This window comes from Ruegeria sp. BF8, assembly GCF_056538625.1.
On record NZ_JBQFTL010000001.1, the window covers coordinates 892,952 to 910,175 of the forward strand.

The 17,224-nt window shown below is 61.7% G+C and carries 14 protein-coding genes; 3 read left to right on the forward strand and 11 right to left on the reverse strand.

Translation table 11 applies throughout. The features are described from left to right. The first annotated feature begins 12 nt into the window (after positions 1-12). Positions 13-2,622, forward strand: coding sequence for a TRAP transporter permease (locus tag ACR0LD_RS04440; RefSeq protein WP_480635700.1), 2,610 nt, complete (start codon positions 13-15; stop codon positions 2,620-2,622). Further along, positions 2,619-3,050 carry a universal stress protein gene (locus tag ACR0LD_RS04445; protein WP_170338483.1) on the forward strand — a complete coding sequence of 144 codons (432 nt, stop codon included), beginning with the start codon at positions 2,619-2,621 and terminating at the stop codon, positions 3,048-3,050. The genes ACR0LD_RS04440 and ACR0LD_RS04445 overlap by 4 nt, the downstream gene beginning before the upstream one ends. 6 nt (positions 3,051-3,056) lie before the next feature. Here the strand turns inward: ACR0LD_RS04445 and ACR0LD_RS04450 are convergent, their stop codons facing one another. Genes ACR0LD_RS04450 through ACR0LD_RS04460 form a run of 3 tightly spaced genes read right to left on the reverse strand, consistent with a single transcriptional unit; the run spans position 3,057 to position 7,139 of the window. Beyond that, positions 3,057-4,091, reverse strand: coding sequence for a lipocalin-like domain-containing protein (locus ACR0LD_RS04450; protein WP_480635701.1), 1,035 nt, complete (start codon positions 4,089-4,091; stop codon positions 3,057-3,059). Next, positions 4,081-6,495 (reverse strand): ABC transporter permease, encoded by a 2,415-nt coding sequence (locus ACR0LD_RS04455; protein WP_480635702.1) that lies wholly within the window; start codon positions 6,493-6,495, stop codon positions 4,081-4,083. The genes ACR0LD_RS04450 and ACR0LD_RS04455 overlap by 11 nt, the downstream gene beginning before the upstream one ends. After that, a complete protein-coding gene (locus ACR0LD_RS04460; RefSeq protein ID WP_170442781.1) occupies positions 6,492-7,139 on the reverse strand; it encodes an ABC transporter ATP-binding protein in 648 nt (215 codons plus the stop codon). Before ACR0LD_RS04460 ends, ACR0LD_RS04455 begins: the two co-directional genes overlap by 4 nt. Before the next feature lie 171 nt (positions 7,140-7,310). On the opposite strand from ACR0LD_RS04460, the gene ACR0LD_RS04465 reads away from it, so the two are divergent. Beyond that, complete coding sequence (locus ACR0LD_RS04465) at positions 7,311-7,745, forward strand: ion channel (protein ID WP_170338490.1); 435 nt, start codon at positions 7,311-7,313, stop codon at positions 7,743-7,745. Here ACR0LD_RS04465 and cls read toward each other — a convergent pair. The 8 genes from cls to ACR0LD_RS04505 all read right to left on the reverse strand — a co-directional run bounded on the left by cls (position 7,742) and on the right by ACR0LD_RS04505 (position 17,219). Next, entirely contained in the window at positions 7,742-9,154 is a 1,413-nt protein-coding gene (cls, locus tag ACR0LD_RS04470) for a cardiolipin synthase (protein ID WP_170432515.1), read from the reverse strand. The two genes, ACR0LD_RS04465 and cls, sit on opposite strands and share 4 nt — an antisense overlap. Positions 9,155-9,177: 23 nt before the next feature. After that, positions 9,178-10,152, reverse strand: a complete 975-nt coding sequence (locus ACR0LD_RS04475; RefSeq protein WP_480635703.1) for an HAD family hydrolase — start codon at positions 10,150-10,152, stop codon at positions 9,178-9,180. Between the two features lie 75 nt (positions 10,153-10,227). Then, positions 10,228-11,838 carry an arylsulfatase gene (locus tag ACR0LD_RS04480; protein WP_093962145.1) on the reverse strand — a complete coding sequence of 537 codons (1,611 nt, stop codon included), beginning with the start codon at positions 11,836-11,838 and terminating at the stop codon, positions 10,228-10,230. A 258-nt stretch (positions 11,839-12,096) separates the two neighbouring features. Beyond that, positions 12,097-13,323, reverse strand: a complete 1,227-nt coding sequence (locus ACR0LD_RS04485; RefSeq protein WP_480635704.1) for a hypothetical protein — start codon at positions 13,321-13,323, stop codon at positions 12,097-12,099. After that, positions 13,320-14,822, reverse strand: a complete 1,503-nt coding sequence (locus ACR0LD_RS04490; RefSeq protein ID WP_480635706.1) for a VWA domain-containing protein — start codon at positions 14,820-14,822, stop codon at positions 13,320-13,322. The genes ACR0LD_RS04485 and ACR0LD_RS04490 overlap by 4 nt, the downstream gene beginning before the upstream one ends. Then, positions 14,819-15,802 (reverse strand): vWA domain-containing protein, encoded by a 984-nt coding sequence (locus ACR0LD_RS04495; protein WP_480635708.1) that lies wholly within the window; start codon positions 15,800-15,802, stop codon positions 14,819-14,821. The genes ACR0LD_RS04490 and ACR0LD_RS04495 overlap by 4 nt, the downstream gene beginning before the upstream one ends. Next, positions 15,802-16,275, reverse strand: coding sequence for a DUF4381 domain-containing protein (locus ACR0LD_RS04500; RefSeq protein ID WP_170418759.1), 474 nt, complete (start codon positions 16,273-16,275; stop codon positions 15,802-15,804). The genes ACR0LD_RS04495 and ACR0LD_RS04500 overlap by 1 nt, the downstream gene beginning before the upstream one ends. Continuing rightward, on the reverse strand, positions 16,272-17,219 hold the full coding sequence (locus ACR0LD_RS04505) for a DUF58 domain-containing protein (protein WP_170446082.1): 948 nt from the start codon (positions 17,217-17,219) through the stop codon (positions 16,272-16,274). The genes ACR0LD_RS04500 and ACR0LD_RS04505 overlap by 4 nt, the downstream gene beginning before the upstream one ends. Positions 17,220-17,224: the final 5 nt, after the last annotated feature.

The following is a 17,224-nucleotide window of genomic DNA, read 5'->3' on the forward strand; positions in this document are numbered from 1 at the left end:
GGGAGACATTTGATGAGCGCTGATCAACAGGGCAATCGTCCGTTATCCGAAGAAGAACTACAGGAACTGGTCGCATCCTCGGATGCGGGGGCGCGGGACCCGGCTGGCAATGTCGGCTTGTTCCTGGCGATCGTGGCCGCGATCTGGTCGATCTTTCAAGTCGTTCTGGCGTCACCGATTGCCAACTATGTGCTGCCCGGCAGCGTTGTGAACAACGCGCGTCAGTTTCATTTGGCCTTCGCGATGTTCCTGGCCTTCGCGGCTTATCCAGCGCTTAAATCCAGTCCGCGAAACTACATTCCGATCCAGGATTGGATCATGGGTGTACTGGGGGCCGGTGTCGCCCTTTACGGCTATTTCTTCTATGACAAGATCGTCAATGCGGGCGGTCTGGCGGATGATGTCGACAAGTGGATCGCCCTCGGTGGCTTGATCCTGCTGTTCGAAGCCGCGCGGCGCGCGCTTGGCCCCGCCATGGCGATCATTGCGACGATCTTCCTGGCCTATGTGTTCTTCGGCTCGTCCGAGTGGGTGCCCGAGGTGATCCGCTGGAAAGGCGCCAGCTTGAAAAAGGCGATGAGCCACATGTGGATCACGTCCGAGGGTGTGTTCGGCATCGCCTTGGGTGTTTCGACGAAATTCGTGTTCCTCTTCGTTCTGTTCGGCGCTTTGCTGGATAAGGCCGGGGCAGGGAATTACTTCATTAAGATGGCCTTCGGCGCGCTGGGTCACCTGCGCGGCGGTCCGGCCAAGGCCGCCGTTGTCGGTTCGGCCGCAACCGGCCTGATTTCGGGCTCGTCCATCGCCAACGTCGTCACCACCGGCACCTTCACCATCCCGCTGATGAAGCGCGTAGGCTTTACCAGCGAGCAGGCCGGCTCGGTCGAGGTTGCAAGTTCGGTCAACGGCCAGATCATGCCGCCCGTGATGGGCGCCGCCGCCTTCCTGATGGTGGAGTACGTGGGCATCTCGTATGTCGAGGTCATCACCCACGCCTTCCTTCCGGCGGCGATTTCCTACATTGCGCTGGTCTACATCGTCCATCTCGAGGCCGTGAAGCGGAACATGCCCACTCTGGGCGACCGCGACGTGCATCTGGCGCGTACGGTCGTGGGGATGCTGATGTTCTTCCTGGTGTTCGCGGGGCTCTGCTATGGTTCGCAGTTCCCAGTGGATGCCGTCACAAGCTGGGCGCCGTCCAGCGCTGGTCTGATCCTGAGCCTGGCGGTGTGCGCCGTCTATGTTGCTCTGCTGTACCTGGCGGCTCAGGTTCCCGACCTTGAGCCCGATGACCCGAACGCGACCGAAGTGAAGCTGCCGGTGATCTCCGAGATCTACAAGGCCGGCCTGCATTACCTGCTGCCGATCATCGTTCTGGTCTACTTCCTGATGATCGAACAGAAGTCGCCGGGTCTGTCGGCCTTCTGGGCAACCGCGCTGCTGTTCGTGATCCTGCTGACGCAGAAACCGCTCAAGGCGATTTTCCGGGGTCAAAGCGATCTGGCAAACTCCTTTGTCGATGGGGTTGCCGATCTGTGGCAGGGCCTGATCGACGGCGCGCGCAACATGATCGGCATTGCGCTGGCCACGGCCACGGCCGGCGTTATCGTCGGTACCGTGACCCTGACCGGTGTGGGGCAGGTGATGGCCGATCTGGTCGAGTTCCTGTCCGGCGGCAATCTGATCCTGATGCTGGTGATGGTCGGGCTGCTCAGCCTGATCCTGGGCATGGGTCTGCCGACCACGGCAAACTATATCGTCGTCAGCTCGCTGATGGCGGGCGTTGTGGTCGAACTGGGCGCGCAAAGCGGCCTGATCGTGCCGCTGATCGCGGTGCACCTGTTCGTGTTCTACTTCGGCATCATGGCCGACGTGACGCCTCCTGTGGGTCTGGCCAGCTTTGCTGCGGCCGCCGTATCGGGCGGTGACGCGATCAAGACCGGCTTTACTGCGTTCTTCTACAGCCTGCGTACCGTGGCGCTGCCTTTCGTGTTCATCTTCAACACCGACCTGCTGCTGATCGATGTCACTTGGGTTGAGGGGATCATAGTGGCCATATTCGCCACGATTGCGATCCTCGTGTTCACGGCCGGAACGATGGGCTACTTCCTGACCCACAGCCGCATCTACGAAAGCGTTGCGCTGATTGCGATCGCCTTCGCGCTGTTCCGGCCGGACTATTTCATGGATCGCATCTCGCCCTCGCACCTCGAGGTCGAGCCGGCCGGATTCGTGCAGGCCATTGGTGAGGCTGAACCCGGCACCGACGTGCGGGTGGTGGTCAGTGGTCCGGATTTCGACACCGGCAACATGACCGAGACGACGGTCGTCGTCACGGTGGGGGCCGAACCCGATGGTGCGGCGCGTGTTGATGCCATGGGCTTTTTGCTGATCGAGGAAGATGGCCTGGTGAAGATGGACGAACCTATGTTCGGCTCGCCCATCGCCGATGACCTGGCCAATTTCGACTATTACGCGGACGAGCCGGTGCGTATCGCATCCGCCGATCTTCCGGTCAGCCAGCCGCCCAAACAGTTGATCTATATCCCGGCCATGCTGCTGCTGGGGTTGATCGCCTTCCTGCAACGCGGCCGTGCCGCCAGACAAGAGGTGCCCGCATGACAAAATCCGTCCTGTGCGCCGTTGATATCAGCAACGGCAATATCGATGCTCCTGTCCTGAAAATTGCCGCGAAACTGGCCGATCTTGACGGGGCGCAGCTGGACGTGGTGACCGTACTGCCGGATTTCGGTGAAAGCTGGGTGTCCGGCTTTTTCCGGCCCGACTTCCACGACAAGGCGCAGCACGAAGCGCATGACAAGCTGGTTGAGCTGTGTGTCGATGCGGTCGGGTCGGAGCGCAACGCCACGATCCGCCATGTCGTTGCAACCGGCACGGCCTATCAGGAGATCCTGAAGACCGCCGAAAGCGCCGGCAGCGATCTGATCGTGATTGGCGCACACAAGCCGGATTTCAAGGACTACCTGCTGGGGCCGAACGCGGCGCGAGTGGTGCGCCACTCGAACGTTTCGGTCTACGTGGTCCGCTAAGTCCCGCTAATACCCGGTCATCTCAAGGTAGCCGCGCCCCTTATGGCTGCCTGACACGGTGACCGGACCCTCCCAATACTGAAAGCGCGTCCCCATCCAGGCTTGGGTATTCTGGGCCTGGACGCGAATGTCCACATCCTCGCCCGGGATGGTCACGCGCCAATCCGTCGGAACATCGCGCTCCGCCACCCGGCTGGTTTCCAGTGGTGTGAAGGTTACTGACCCGTTCGGCAGGCTGCGGCTGGAACCATCCGCGTTGATCCAGGTGGCCGAGGTATAGTCCCCACGTCCGCCGCGCAGGCGAAACGCCATCAACTTGTCGCCGTCCTCGAAATTGAGTGAGAACCAGTCCCACCCTGACTGATCGGCGGCCAAAGGCTGCGAAGACCACTCTCGGTCCTGCCATCCGTTCCCGGTGACCGCTACATCGCCGTCGGGCAGATGCAGCGTGCCCTGGACGGCGTAGCCCGGCTGCGAATAATAGTAGCCGGCCTGCCCATCCGCGGATTTCACGGAAAACCCATTCTCACCATGAAAAACCAGCGGCCCCGAAGCAGACAGGTTCAGGTCGTACCCGAAATCGGCTCCGTTTGCAGTCAGGGTCAGGGTCTGGAGCGTTGGTCCTGCCATGCGCCATTCGTCGATCCATGCTTCGAACGGGTAGGCTGTGACACCAGCCTGACCAATTCCACCACGAGACAGGCGCTCGGCAAAAAAGTGGCGTTCCGGAGTTGTCAGCGCGGCATGGCCCATCCAGATCTGTGGGCTTTGCCAGCCGGCGGTTTCAAATGGCTTCAAGGCAGAGCGAAACAGAGTCCACTGTATGCCGTAGTCCCGACCGTCCTCTCCGGTCAGGTTGGCCGTCAGGTACCACCATTCGATCCGATAGGATGGATGCGGGCCGTGGTCGGCGGGGAATTCGAACTGGTACTCTGGTTGTGGTACGTCAAACCCGTCGGCTGAACCGCCCAAACCGGCAAACCCCTGCGCCATTGCCGCAAGGGGCCAGAACAGCGCGCACACGAGTAGTTTAGCGTTCATTGGCAAAGACCCTCAGCAGATCGGCCGGCGGCATCCGCCGAAGCCGCCAGGCAGGCAGCGCCGCGGCAAGGGCGGCGGCCACAAGTGTCCACAGCATGAGCTGCACCCATGACGACGGGAAAAGGTGCATGGGTAGCCGCCATCCAAACGCCTCGACATTGATGACGGCCAGCAGAATCCAAGCCAGTGCCAGACCCAGCGGCAAGGCGAGGCAGGCGGTAAGGAAAGCCAGAACCATGCTCCGCGCCAGTTCCAGTTTGGACAAATGCGACAGCGTCAGCCCCATTGCCCAGACCGGAGCGATCTGAGGCAGCCGCTGGGTCCAGAGCGTAAGCAAGCTGGTCAGAATGGCGAAGCCGGCCACGCCAAGCGTCAGGATGTTCAGCGCGGATGTCACGACAAATGTCTTTTCGAAGATCGCCATAGACTGCGCCTTCACCGCGGCCTGCCGGATGATCGCGCCGGGGTCCAGATCAAACCTGTTCTGCAGATCCGCCGCCAGCTCATCTACGCGCTCCGGAGCGATGCGAATACCAAACCGTCGGTTTTCGGCATTTGGCGCGACCCTGCCGAACAGGTCCATTGAGACGATCCCTTGCCCGGTCGGATTGCCGTAGTCGGAATAGACGCCAGCGATTGCCAGAGTGTGATCGGCGTTGAGCGCAATCGAATCCCCGGGCCACAGATCAGCACGGCGGGCCAGTTGTTCGTTGATCAGGATGGCGCCGTCGGCCAGAACCTTGGTCCATACGTCCGGGGCAGCGGCGACAAGGGGCCAGTTGTCCCGGTAGGTCGCGTGATCGACCACTCCGTACAGAAACAGCGGGCCTGTTGGATGATCCAGCTCCACATTCCGTATCGGTAGGACTGCGTCAACGCGCGGGGTCAGCCATGTCTCGATCTCGAGACCTTGATCCGAGTCCCTTGCCGTGATGTATAGCTCGGCCATCAGGCGCTGGTCCAGCCAACCGACGAAGGTAAGCCGGAAGCTGGACACCATGGTTCCGACACCGATATTGGCGGCCAGGGCCAGCAGCAGAGCCATCAGCGCAAGCGACAGGCCCGGCAGCTGGGCCTGCATGTCGGCCAGCACCCACTGCCGAACCGGGTCACGGGCGCGCCCCGCGCACAGGTGCAATATGCTGGACAGAACCAGAGGCAGCAAAAGGGCGCTGCCGGTCAGAATGCCTGCCATCAGAGCGAAACCAGCGACCAATCCGTCAAAGAGCAGAAAGATCACGACCCCGCCAAGAGCGAGCCCAACACCCGCCAGTCCGGTCACGACGGCTCGTGTGCTGCGGCCACGCCATGCCTGCAAGCCTGGGCCGGACAATACCGGCATTCGGCCCAGACGCCACAGGGCGTATCCGCTGGCTGCCAGGGTTCCTGTGATGGACATACCCAGCCCGGCCAGCACCCAACCGACCCTCAGTTGCAACTGACCATCCACCGGTGCACCATAGAGCCCGCGCAGGGTTGCGGCGACATCGGGTAACAACGCTCCGGCCAGGAAAAAACCCAGCAGCAGGCCCATGGATCCACCGATCAAAGCCAGACCTAAAAGTTCGGCCAGAATGATGCGGGAAAGCGTACCCATCGGGACACCCATCGCGCGCAGACTGCGGACCATTCCACGGCGCTGCGCAAAGGCCAGCCCAACCGTTCCGTGCACGATGAACAGCCCTACGGCGAAGGACAGCAGGCCGAACGCGGAAAGGTTAAGGTGGAAGCTGTCGGTCAGGCGTGCAGTGTCGACGCTGTTGGAAGGGGGCTGACGGTTCAGCTCTGGCGCAACCTGGGACAGGGGCGCAATGCCGCGAGGCTGATCGGGCAGGATGGCAAGTCGCGAAATCTCACCCGGTTTGTTCAACAGTGTCTCAGCCACGCCGATATCGGTCAGAACCACATTGGGGGGAAGCGCAGTGCTGGCGATCGCCGGTGGAAGATCGGGCTGATCCTGCAGCATTGGCACCAAGTCTGGTGGCGCCAGCAGTCGGCCGGGCGCGGTCAGCATGGTCGCCGGGTCGGGTGGGGCCTCTTCCTGTTCCAGTTGCGTTACCGCCGGAAGCGGCGGGTAGGAGACAAGGTCCACTCCGGTCAAAAGAACCGATCGGTCCCCAACCCTGTACCGACCTTCCAGAACGGCTGCGACCTGCCATCCGGCGCGACGCAGATTTACGTATGTTTCCAAAGGAATGTGGCCGGATGGATGCCGCAGCATCTCCATCTGCCCAAGCGCCAATTGTTGGTTGGCACGCGCATAGCTGGCACGGGCTTCGGCGTTGATGGCCTGGACCGCCGACCAAAGGCCTGTCGCAAGCGCGATTCCGATCAGCAGCGTGGCCAGTTGGATACGGTGCCAACGCCAATGCGACCAGAGGGCCTGGATCACGGTGCGCGTCATGCGATCCGCCCGTTTGCCAGGTGTGCCGTTTGATCAAGCCGGGCTGCGATCACGGGCGAATGCGTGACCAACAGCAGGGCTGCCCCGGTATCTGCAACCAAGGACAGCATCAGCTCCAGAACCGCCGCGCTTGCAGTCTCGTCCAGGTTTCCCGTTGGCTCGTCCGCCAGCAGCAGCTTGGGACGGACGGCAAGGGCCCGGCCAATCGCGACCCGCTGTTGCTGGCCGCCCGACAGATGTTCGGGATAGCGTTGGGTCAATTCGGCGAGACCGAGCGTCGCGGTCAGATGCGCGACCCACTCGGGGTCAACGCGATTTGCCAGCCGGGCATGAAATGACAGGTTCTGCGCAACCGTCAGCGACGGGATCAGATTGAATTGCTGGAACACCAGGGACACGTCTTCGCGCCTTAGCAATGCGCGGCCGCGATCGTCCAGTCGCGACAACGCCGTGCCATCCAGAACGATCTCACCGCTGTCAAAACTGTCCAGCGCGCCGGCAAGGTTCAGCAACGTGCTTTTGCCGCTGCCACTTTCGCCGGTGATGGCAAGCGTCTGACCGCGTTCCAGCGACAACGATACGTCGTTCAGGACAGGCCGCCCGCGCGGGTAGGTTTTGTGGATATTCTGTATTTCCAACAACATGATCGGTTCCACTTGGTGCGCTCTACAATGTGCGGCGCGCCGATCCGCTGTCCAGCCTTCAAAAAGTTTCGGTTCTTTTCGTCGCACGACTGCCCGCTGTCCGGCCTTGTGCCTTGAGGGCAGAGCCGCCATTGTGCAGTTTCAGTTTCCGGGCCGATGCAGGGTATTACCATGACATTGTCGCAGCAGATCCTTTGGGGCAGCTTCTATCTGGGGCTGTGTTTCCTGATCGAGATCGGGCTGCTCACATGGTGCACCATCATGGTGCGCAAGGTGATCGACAGATGGGAAGGGCAGGGAACCTTTCTGCCCACGGCAGGCCCAATCGCCTTGGCGCTGGCCGTCATCGTGGCGACGCATACGATTCAGGTGTGGATCTGGGCGATCGTCTGGGTGATGGGAGATGTCCTGCCGGACTGGAACTCGGCCTTGTATTTCTCGCTCGTGACCTTCACGACGCTGGGCTATGGCGACATTGTATTGGGCGAGGGCTTGCGGATTTTCGGGGCCTTCGCCTCGGTCACCGGATTGTTGGCCTTCGGTCTTTCCACGGCATTCATGGTCGCGCTGATGACGCGCGTATTCCAGGAACGGTTCCTGACCTAGAGGATCGGCGAGAACAACCGCGCCAAAGGCGCACCATAGCGGATATGCGGCGGTTGCTGGGCGAGGCTTCTGGTCATTTCGTAGCTGGCTTCGAAATCGGTCTTCAGCATGTCCTCGGTGGCAGCGGCTGCCCGGCTGTCAAAAAACAGCGCCATCGCTTCGAAATTCAGACGGAACGAGCGGTTGTCGAGGTTGGTGGTGCCAACTGCGGCCAACGTATCGTCCACCAGAATGACCTTTTGGTGCATGAACCCGTCGGTGTAGCGGAACACACGCACGCCGGAATCCCGGATTTCATCGAAATAGGCAAAGGCGGCCAACCAGGGCAGGCGGTGGTCGATCATGTCCGGCACCAGAATGCGGACGTCAACGCCGCGCAGTGCGGCATGTTCCAGTGCCGTCATCACGTCGATATCCGGCACGAAATAGGGTGATGCGATCCACAACCGCTCTTGTGCCGCAGCGATCGTGGAAAAGAACATCAACGACCCCGTTTCAGTCGCGTCGCCCGGTCCGGTGGCGACCAGCAGCGCGTTCATGTCCTGATCGGATTCCGATCCGGCCCAGTCCAGCACGTCAATCAGGTCTTCTCCGCGGGCCCAGTGCCAGTCCTCGGTGAAAATCAGCTGCAACTGACGAACGATATGGCCGGTCATCTTGATGTGGGTGTCCCGCCAGCGGCCAAAATACGGATCCTGCCCCAGGTATTCGACGCCCACATTGTGCCCGCCGATGAACCCGGTTTCACCGTCGATGATCACGGTCTTGCGGTGGTTGCGGTAATTCAGCTGAAACCGGAACTTCGGCCCGCGCTGGTCCCGTGGATCAGCGACATCCACACCGGCCGAGCGCAGCTCCTCCAGGTATGAGGACGGCAGGCCATAGCTGCCCACCGCGTCAGTCATGAACCGGACGCTGACCCCGCGTTTGGCCGCATCGATCAGCCTGTCTTGCAGCTCCAGCCCCAGCGCGTCATCGCGCACGATGTAGAACTGAATGAGGACATAGTTCTTGGCCGCATCGATCGCGCGGAAGATGGATTGGAACGTCGCCTCTCCGTCGATCAATAGTTCGGCCCCGTTGCCGCGGGACAGGGGCAGGTGAGCCAGCGCCTCAAACGGGCGCGGATTGACGGTCAGCGTCGCGGGATCGGGTTTTGAGTGATCGGCAAAGCTGCGGATCCCTTCGACCACGCGCTCGCTTTCCTTGCGGGCGATCCGATACCCTTTGAACCGGTGATGTCCCAAGAACAGGTATAGCGGCACCGCCAGAAACGGTGCCGAAAGCAGAAACACCACCCATCCCACGGCGCCCTGCGGGGTGCGCGCCGTCTGAGCGGCCCGTACTGCAAAAAAAACCGCGACACAGTAGATGGCAAAGACGGACAGCGAGGCGATGAATGTCCACATGTGTGTGCCGACCTTTCCGCGCTTTAGTTCGAGCCGGTGAAAACCCGGGACCAGTCTTTGGCCATATCCACGATAACCCAGCCCATTTCTGGGCCTTTGTCCAGCCCGTCGACAAGCCGCCCGATGTGGCTGTCGCGATCATAGGCCCATTCCCGTTCGGCATCTGTGTGGTGGATCAGAACGCCCATCCGCGGCCCGTCGCCAGCGGTAGTCCATTCCAGCATGGCAAAATCACCGTCCGAGTTCCCGACCGCCAGGATCGGTCGTTTCCCGATCGTACGCTCGATGTTGATCGGCTTGCCCTCCTTGTCGTCGATGAACGCCAGCGCTGGCGCCTTCATGATCGTGGGCGTGCGTTCGACAAGTTCGTAGGTGCTGTCCGCGTAGGTTCCCAAGATCTGGTTGGGCGGTATCCCATAGGCGTCCTCGGCGAACACGCGCATGAAATGCAGGCCTCCGCCCGACACTATGTAGGTCGTGAACCCCTCGTCGCGCAGATACCGAAGTAGTTCGACCATGGGCTGATACGTCATCTGGTCGTAGGCCAGCCCCGTATCGGGATGGCGTTCCGTCTGAAGCCATTCTGCAACGGAAGCCTGGAAGGCATCGACGCTGAGCCTCGAATGCGTGGCGCTGACGACTTCGATCAAGGCATCCTCACCGCCCTTCAGCACGGTTTCGGCGTCGCCCTTGGCCGCGGCCTCCAAGGTCGGCGTAGTCAGGACCGAGGGATCGTCCTGCGCCATCTCGGCCAACTCATCCATGGCGTAGATGAACTGGAAATAGACCGGCTGCTCGGCCCAGAGCGTTCCGTCATTGTCAAACACCGCCACCCTGTCTGCGGGGGTGACATAGTCGTCCGAGTTCGGCGTCGTCACCGTATCGACAAAGGCGATGATCCGTTCCTTGGCCGGACTGTCGGTCCAACTGGGCAGAGGGTCCGCCGCAAGGCCCGCAGGCAACGCGAAAACGGCGGCTGAGAAGATCAGGCGGAACATGAAATATCCTTTCGCATCAAAGAAATGAGGGTCGCCGATCAAGCCGGCGACCCTCGAGAGTAGAACCGACCTTTATCAGTTGTTGGTCGGCGTCAGCATCTTTTCCATCACCTGATCCAGGCTGAAGCTCGCCGCCTTCTGGCGCGGCGGGAACTCCTGGAAGGTTGCGAGGAAATTCGCCACGTATTGCTGCGCGGGCACCAAGAAATACACGCGGTCGATCATCCAGTCATAGTAGGTGTTGGACGTGCGATATCCGCGTTCATAGGGATCGCGGCGCAGGTTCACGATGATCGGAACGCGCAGTTCGGTCCATGGCTCCATCCAGGCGCGCAGGGTGGCCCAGGCCTTCTGCTCCAGGAAGATCAGCTTCCAATCTCCGAAGCGCAGCGCCGTCATGTCGCCGTCATCTGAGAAATAGAAGATCTCCTTGCGCGGGCTTTCTGTGGTTTCACCCGTCAACAGCGGCAGGATGTTGTAGCCGTCCAGATGCACCTTGTAGTCGCGACCCATCCCCGAGGACGAATAGCCTGCTTTAAGCTTGTCCTTGATCTCGGGATCTCCGGCCGCCGCCAGATAGGTCGGGAGCCAGTCCATGTGATGCACGATCTCGTTGGTGACAGATCCGGGTTCGATCTTGCCGGGCCAACGCACCATCGAGGGCACGCGCCAACCGCCTTCCCAGTTGGTGTTTTTTTCGCCCCAGAACGGCGTGGAAGCAGCATCGGGCCACGTATTGTAGTGCGGTCCGTTGTCTGTCGAGTAATGGACGATCGTGTTGTCGGCGATGCCCAGCTCGTCCAGCAGATCGAGCAGCTGGCCCACGTGCATGTCATGTTCGATCATGCCGGCCGAGTATTCGTCCATCACACGCCCGGTCATGTCATTGGCCTGCTGGCGCATCTCGTCTTTGACATGAGTGCGGAAGTGCATGCGCGTTCCGTTCCACCAGACATAGAAGGGCTGGCCTTGCTCGTGGGCCCGCTTGATGAAGTCGATCGCCGCAGCCACCGTTTCCTCATCCACGGTTTCCATCCGCTTCTTGGTCAGCGGTCCGGTATCTTCGATGGTTCCGTCGGCCTTGGACTTGATGACGCCACGGGGACCGAAGGCTTCGCGGAAAGTCCGGCCATCGGGCAGAACGGTGTCACCCGGATAGTCCTCGTTCTCGGGTTCTTCTTCCGCATTCAGGTGGTAGAGGTTGCCGAAAAACTCGTCAAATCCGTGGTTTGTAGGAAGATGTTCATCCTTGTCGCCCAGGTGGTTCTTGCCGAATTGACCGGTGGCATAGCCGTGGTCCTTCAACAGACCGGCAATGGTCGGATCTTCGACCTGCATACCAAGATCCGCGCCCGGCAGGCCGACCTTCGACAGCCCTGTGCGGAACACTGACTGACCCATGATGTAAGACGACCGCCCTGCGGTACAGGACTGCTCACCATAATAGTCGGTGAAGATCATACCTTCATTCGCGACCCGGTCGATATTGGGCGTACGGTATCCCATCATGCCTTTGGTATAGGCCGAGATGTTCGACTGACCGATGTCGTCGCCCCAGATGACCAGAATGTTGGGTTTCTGATCTTGCGCCCAGGCCGGCGCGGCCAGCGCGACAGAAACCGTAGCAACTGCCAATCGTCGCAGTCCTCTGCGCCATAGATGCGTTAAATTTCCCTGTGATGACATCTTTTTCTCCTTATGTGGTCAGGCAAAAACGGCCTTGCAGGAAAGTCAAAAAGGGGAAAATGCGTCCCCCGATCCGTCAATCATTCAACACGCCCTTCGCAGGTCAGGCGGTTCGGCAAAAAGGGGGAATCAAGACAAGCCCCTCTAGGCGATTGATAACTATCACAAAGACCAATCTAAAAATACTTATGTTTGAAGATAGCGCCCTGGAATTTGGCTCAGATTGGGTTGACGTTAGGTAAGTAATTGGCAGCCGCGTCAGGGATTGAGCTGGGGCAAGGCGGATTTAGAGTGGCCTAGGGGGCGGGCGATACGGTCAAGGCAATCTCGGACCTTGCTCCAGTTTTCCGCTTGTTGATCGCCGCCGCCATATCTGGACGCGCCGATTTCGGCCAGAGAAGCCTCGAATTCAGCAGTGTCTGGCGGGTCGGCCAGTCGCCGTTTCCAGACTTCCAACTTTTGATAAACACGGGCCAAGTCTTGTTGGCGCACAGCCTGCTTGAGTTCCGAAAAGGCATGCGCTGCCGAGGCCAGCCTGCGTTGCCTAGCCGCTGCCCAGCGTGCCATAAGAACCGGATGTAGCTTGCGAAAAACAAACCATAATATCACGATCCCAATGAAAAAATAGCCGACCAGACGTATGACCGTTTCCCGGTCCGGAGGCTGCCAAGGCGGCGGTGCAAGAACGAGGTCGACGGGATCGGCGCGCGCAGTTTCGACCTTGTTGGTCTTGAGGTTGAACCAATCAATCTCGACAGCCGGCAATTGGGTCTGTCCGCCGTCCTGGGCCACATAGGTCACGCGGTCGGTGCGCTGGCCGGACAGAACGCCCCGGTCTTCGGTTTCCGACAGTCGGGGCTCATTGGGATAGGCTCGCAACAACGGGTCCTCGATCTCGGGCAACAAAGGCGGGATCATGATCGGGGTCGTTCCGGTGATCTTTGCCGTCAGGGTGCGGGTCAGTGCGTCTCCGGTTTGAAGGCTGGTATCGCCCTCAATCTCCTGCGATAGTTCGAACCCGTCAGCGATTATCAGGGGATCCAATCCTCGGGCTGCGTCAGGAATCCCGACTGTCAGGCGAACGGCAGGCAGGGGAACCGAGACCTGAACGGGATCGTTGGTTTCGGGATCGGCAAATGTCACCTGCACCCCGGCCGCCGCAAATTCATACGCACCGGGGGCCAACGGATACAGACGATAGCTGCGCTGAACTCCGGACCATGTTTGGCCTTCGACGCTCTCGCTGACCGGCCCCGAAGCGCGATCGGGCAGGCGTACCAGAAGGTTTTCCTGTTCAAGCGATGGAAAGACCGGCGGATTTGGCATGTAGGTCGGCACCAGCACCTTCAGGCGAACGATGGCGGGCTGGCCGACGATTGTCGGATCCGGCGGCACTTCGATCGTGACGCGGGGCTGGATGTCTGGTGCTTGCGCCGAAGCCTGGGCGGGCCACAGAAACAGCATCAAGAGCGCGATATACCTCATTGGGAACGCTCCTGATTTTCAAGAACAAACCGGCTGCGCAGGAAATCCTGCATGTCTGTGTCGATGGCACTGATCCACTGGTCGGCCGACAGGCGCGCGGCGTCCCCGGTCTCGGCCTGTTGCGTGGTGTCCGCGCCCAGGCCGGCTTCGTTGTCGAACACCACATCATCAGCGCCGATGCCCGCTTCCTCGCCGGTATCGGATTGCTCGCGGGTGGATTCGACCTCGGCCAGAATGGCCTGGGCGACGGTCAGGTTGTACGCGGCCTCCGGCCAATCCGGGCGGCGCTCCAGCGCGGTTTCAAAGGCTGCGATGGCCGGACGATACTCTCGATTTCGGATGCGGGCCATGCCTTCGGCAAACGCCGCTTCGGGCGTGGACAGCTGTGCAAAGGTCTCGGAGGCTTCGGCATATTGCCCGGCTTTCAACTGGGCGTAGCCTCGGTGATACGGATCGTTAAACAGCGTGCTGGCGGCGGCGTAGTCCTTGCGGTTCATGGCGATCTGGCCCTGCTGGTCCGGGGTCAGGAACCAGTCCCGCCAACCGTCTGCGCGCGCGCCGGTCGGTGGCAGTAACAGCAATGTCACAAACCCCCAGCGGATGACCCAGCCGCGTCGGAACCACAGCAGCGCGATCAAGGCGACGGGCCAGGCCAGGATCCAGGCGCGGTCCTGCCAGTCGACGCGGTCATCCTCGCCCAATGCCGCGGAAAAACTGCGGGTGATCGCGCGGTTCAGCCGGGAGACGTCACGGTCGTCGCCCGAGAAGGGAACGATCGTGGCGCTGCGCAGGCCGTCCAGTTGCGGAATCTGGCGGCCATTCGGAAGCATTGTCAGAAAAAACAAAGGGGTATCAGATTGTCCCAACGCGGAAACCTGTTGCGGATCGATATCGTCAAGTACGAAGAGAACCGCGCCTGTGCCTGTCTGATCGCCCAGAATGTCCTGCGCCAGCGTCAGCGCGTCACCGGCGGCATCGCCCGCGACCGGCATGACCGCCGGGGTCAACCCTTCGAGCAAGGGGCGCAGGATGTTGGCGTCTTCGGTCAGCGGCGCGACCCGGTGCGCCGTTCCGGCATAGGCGATCAGGGCGGTGGGCGCACCTGCGCGGGTGTTGATCAGATCGGTGATCTTCAACTTTGCACGGTCCAGCCGTGACGGCGCCAGGTCGGCCTCCTCCATGCTGTCGGTGACCTTGAGCGCGATCACCAGCGGCGCGGTGTCCGCGATCAGAGGGTTCGGCGCCCGTGACCATGTCGGCCCCGCCACGGCAAGGGTCAGAAGACCGGCAGCGAGCGCGGCGAGGTCCAGTGGACCGACCCGCCGTTGATCTTCGGCCCCCAGACGCAGTGCCTGAGCGAGGTGGGGTGCAATGCCTGCAGGCAGGTCCGAGCTGCCCGATCTGCGCGGCCGGGTCAGCCACCAGACAGCGGCAATCGGCAGCAACAGCAGCAACCAGTAGGGGCGCAGGAAATGAAACTGGGCAAGAGCGTCTATCATGCCACGCGCCTCCGACCCTGTGAAAGGCGAAAGCCCAGGGTGCTGGCGAGGATGAGGAGCAGCGCCGTCGCCAGTGGATAATGCGCAAGGCTGACCCTCGGGCGGTAGCTTTGGGTTTCCACCACACGGGGGTTCTGGGCGTCGATCTGTCGGTAGACCTCGGTCAGGGCGGCCTCATCATCGGCAAAGAAATACTGGCCTTGGGTTTTGTTGGCGATGTCCTTCAGCGCGTCCAGATCGACCCGGTCTTCGCCCGTGGCATCCGGGTCGCCGACGCCGATCGTGTAGATCACGACGCCCTTGTCCGCCGCAATCGACGCGGCATTGACCGGCGTCATGCGGCTTGAGGTGTCGGCACCGTCCGACAGCACGATCATCAGACGTTGGTCAACCTCGCTCGACTCGAAGGTCCGGATGCCCAGCCCGATCGCATCGCCCAGCGCCGTGTTCGGACCTGCCATGCCGACGGCAGTCTGGTCCAAAAAGCCGTTGAGGCTTTGCAAATCCTCGGTGAACGGGGCCTGAACGAAAGCGCGGGTGCCGAAGATGATCAGCGCCATCCGGTCGCCTTCGCGCGCGGCGATGAAGGCGCGCAGGACGTCCTTGACGGCCTCCAGCCGCTGCTTGGGCGTGCCATCTGCGGCCTTGAAATCGCGCTGGTCCATCGAGCCCGAGATGTCCACGGCCAGCACCACGTCGCGGGCGGATTTCTCGATGACGATCGGGTCGCCCAACCGTTCGGGCCGGGCCATTGCCAGAACCAGAAGCACCCAGATCAGGATCGCCAGACCGGTTTGCATGCGCGTCCGTCTCAGGGTTACCGAGCCGGATTGCGGCTCGGCCCCGGCTGCATGTGCGACGTGGCGAAAGAACGGGATGCGAATGGCATCGACCCGTTGCCTGTGCGGCGGAGCAAGGAAATAGACCAGTGCCGGCAGTGGCAGCAGAAGAAACACCCAAGGCGCGGCGAAACTGAACATCAGACCGCCCCCTTGGAACGATGCGACTTGATCCATTGCCGCGCCAGTTCGGCGGCATCCGGGTCGGTGCCCCCCTTGCGGTATGGGGCGGCCGCCAGATTGCCGAGGGCCGAGGCGGAAAACCCGGACAGGTCAGCGGTTTGGCCAAGAAAATTCGTCCAGTCGTCACCGGTCAAACCGGCCACCTGAGACCGGGGAAAGGCGACGAGCGCCGCGCGGCGCACGATCTCGGCGGCTTTGGCCGGGTCATTCTGACACCGGTCCAATTCCTTCAGTGCATACCGCCGATAGGCATTTGACTGCCGGTGCCGCAGGATCGCCACGAGGATCAGACCAACCACGAGCAACAGTGCCACTGCCAGAACAACCCAGCCCCAGGTCTGCGGTACCATGGAAATCGGAGCCGGCTCGGGCGCGGGTTTCAGCATGTCCAGCAGCTCGACCAGCGATTTGCCTTCGGTGTCCGGGGTCATGACCGCCCCCGTTGGTGGCCGAACAGTCTCAGGATCTGGGCCAGAGCGGGCTCGGCGGTGGTCAGCGGGACGACGGGAAACCCGTATCGGCGCGACCAGGATTGCAGCTGCGCCAGCCGTTGCTCCATCGCCTGTGTCACGCGGTCCGACATCTGGCGGTCTGACGCGTCCAGTTCGATCTGCTGGTCGCCGTCCGAGACCGTCAGGCGAAGCTCGGGCGGCATGTGGCGCGAGATCGGGTCGGAGATGTCGAACAGGATCAGATCATTGGAATGGGCCAGGCGGCGCAGCAGCCGTTCGGACCCGTCGGTCAGGCCGTCAAAGTCCGAGAACACGCAGACCAAGGCATTGGTATGTGCGATGCGCGCAGCCTGTTGCAGCACCTGGTTCAGCGAGACCGTGGCTTGTGGGCGGAGCCCGGCATGCAGGTTGCAATTGAGCGCGCCGAGCGAGGACAGAAACCGCCGCAAGGCCGCCGGGCGGCGCTGTGGCCGATGTTCGGCCAGGTCGGTATCGCCGAACACGATACCGCCGACGCGGTCGCCCTGCGCCAGAACCCGATGGGCGGCGATGGCCGCAGCCTCGGCCGCTACCACCGATTTCATGTAGACTTGTGTGCCGAAGAACATCGAGACCCGCTGATCCACCAGCAGCAGCGCCGGGCGGTCACGCTCTTCGGTATAGACGCGCACATGCGGCTCGCCGGTTCGGGCTGTCACTTTCCAGTCGATCGTGCGGATGTCGTCGCCGGGCAGATAGGTGCGCAGTTCCTCGAAATTCAGGCCGCGCCCCCGCAGGCGCGAGGCATGGCGGCCGTTCAGCACTGAACGGGCAGGCTGTCGGGGCAGAAGGCTGAGCGCGCCGCTGCGCCCGCCGAGACTCAGCAGGTGGCGGGCATCGACGTGGATGCGTGGGTCGCGGGATGTCGCTGCGGTCGGGGACACGCGGC

Excerpts from the sequence above, each read along its gene's own strand:
- ACR0LD_RS04500 (WP_170418759.1), bottom strand. The coding sequence starts at position 16,275 with ATGACCCCGGACACCGAAGGCAAATCGCTGGTCGAGCTGCTGGACATG.
- ACR0LD_RS04445 (WP_170338483.1), top strand. The coding sequence starts at position 2,619 with ATGACAAAATCCGTCCTGTGCGCCGTTGATATCAGCAACGGCAATATC.
- ACR0LD_RS04480 (WP_093962145.1), bottom strand. The coding sequence starts at position 11,838 with ATGTCATCACAGGGAAATTTAACGCATCTATGGCGCAGAGGACTGCGA.
- ACR0LD_RS04465 (WP_170338490.1), top strand. The coding sequence starts at position 7,311 with ATGACATTGTCGCAGCAGATCCTTTGGGGCAGCTTCTATCTGGGGCTG.
- ACR0LD_RS04450 (WP_480635701.1), bottom strand. The coding sequence starts at position 4,091 with ATGAACGCTAAACTACTCGTGTGCGCGCTGTTCTGGCCCCTTGCGGCA.
- ACR0LD_RS04440 (WP_480635700.1), top strand. The coding sequence starts at position 13 with ATGAGCGCTGATCAACAGGGCAATCGTCCGTTATCCGAAGAAGAACTA.
- ACR0LD_RS04460 (WP_170442781.1), bottom strand. The coding sequence starts at position 7,139 with ATGTTGTTGGAAATACAGAATATCCACAAAACCTACCCGCGCGGGCGG.
- cls (WP_170432515.1), bottom strand. The coding sequence starts at position 9,154 with ATGTGGACATTCATCGCCTCGCTGTCCGTCTTTGCCATCTACTGTGTC.
- ACR0LD_RS04485 (WP_480635704.1), bottom strand. The coding sequence starts at position 13,323 with ATGAGGTATATCGCGCTCTTGATGCTGTTTCTGTGGCCCGCCCAGGCT.
- ACR0LD_RS04490 (WP_480635706.1), bottom strand. The coding sequence starts at position 14,822 with ATGATAGACGCTCTTGCCCAGTTTCATTTCCTGCGCCCCTACTGGTTG.
- ACR0LD_RS04455 (WP_480635702.1), bottom strand. The coding sequence starts at position 6,495 with ATGACGCGCACCGTGATCCAGGCCCTCTGGTCGCATTGGCGTTGGCAC.
- ACR0LD_RS04495 (WP_480635708.1), bottom strand. The coding sequence starts at position 15,802 with ATGTTCAGTTTCGCCGCGCCTTGGGTGTTTCTTCTGCTGCCACTGCCG.
- ACR0LD_RS04475 (WP_480635703.1), bottom strand. The coding sequence starts at position 10,152 with ATGTTCCGCCTGATCTTCTCAGCCGCCGTTTTCGCGTTGCCTGCGGGC.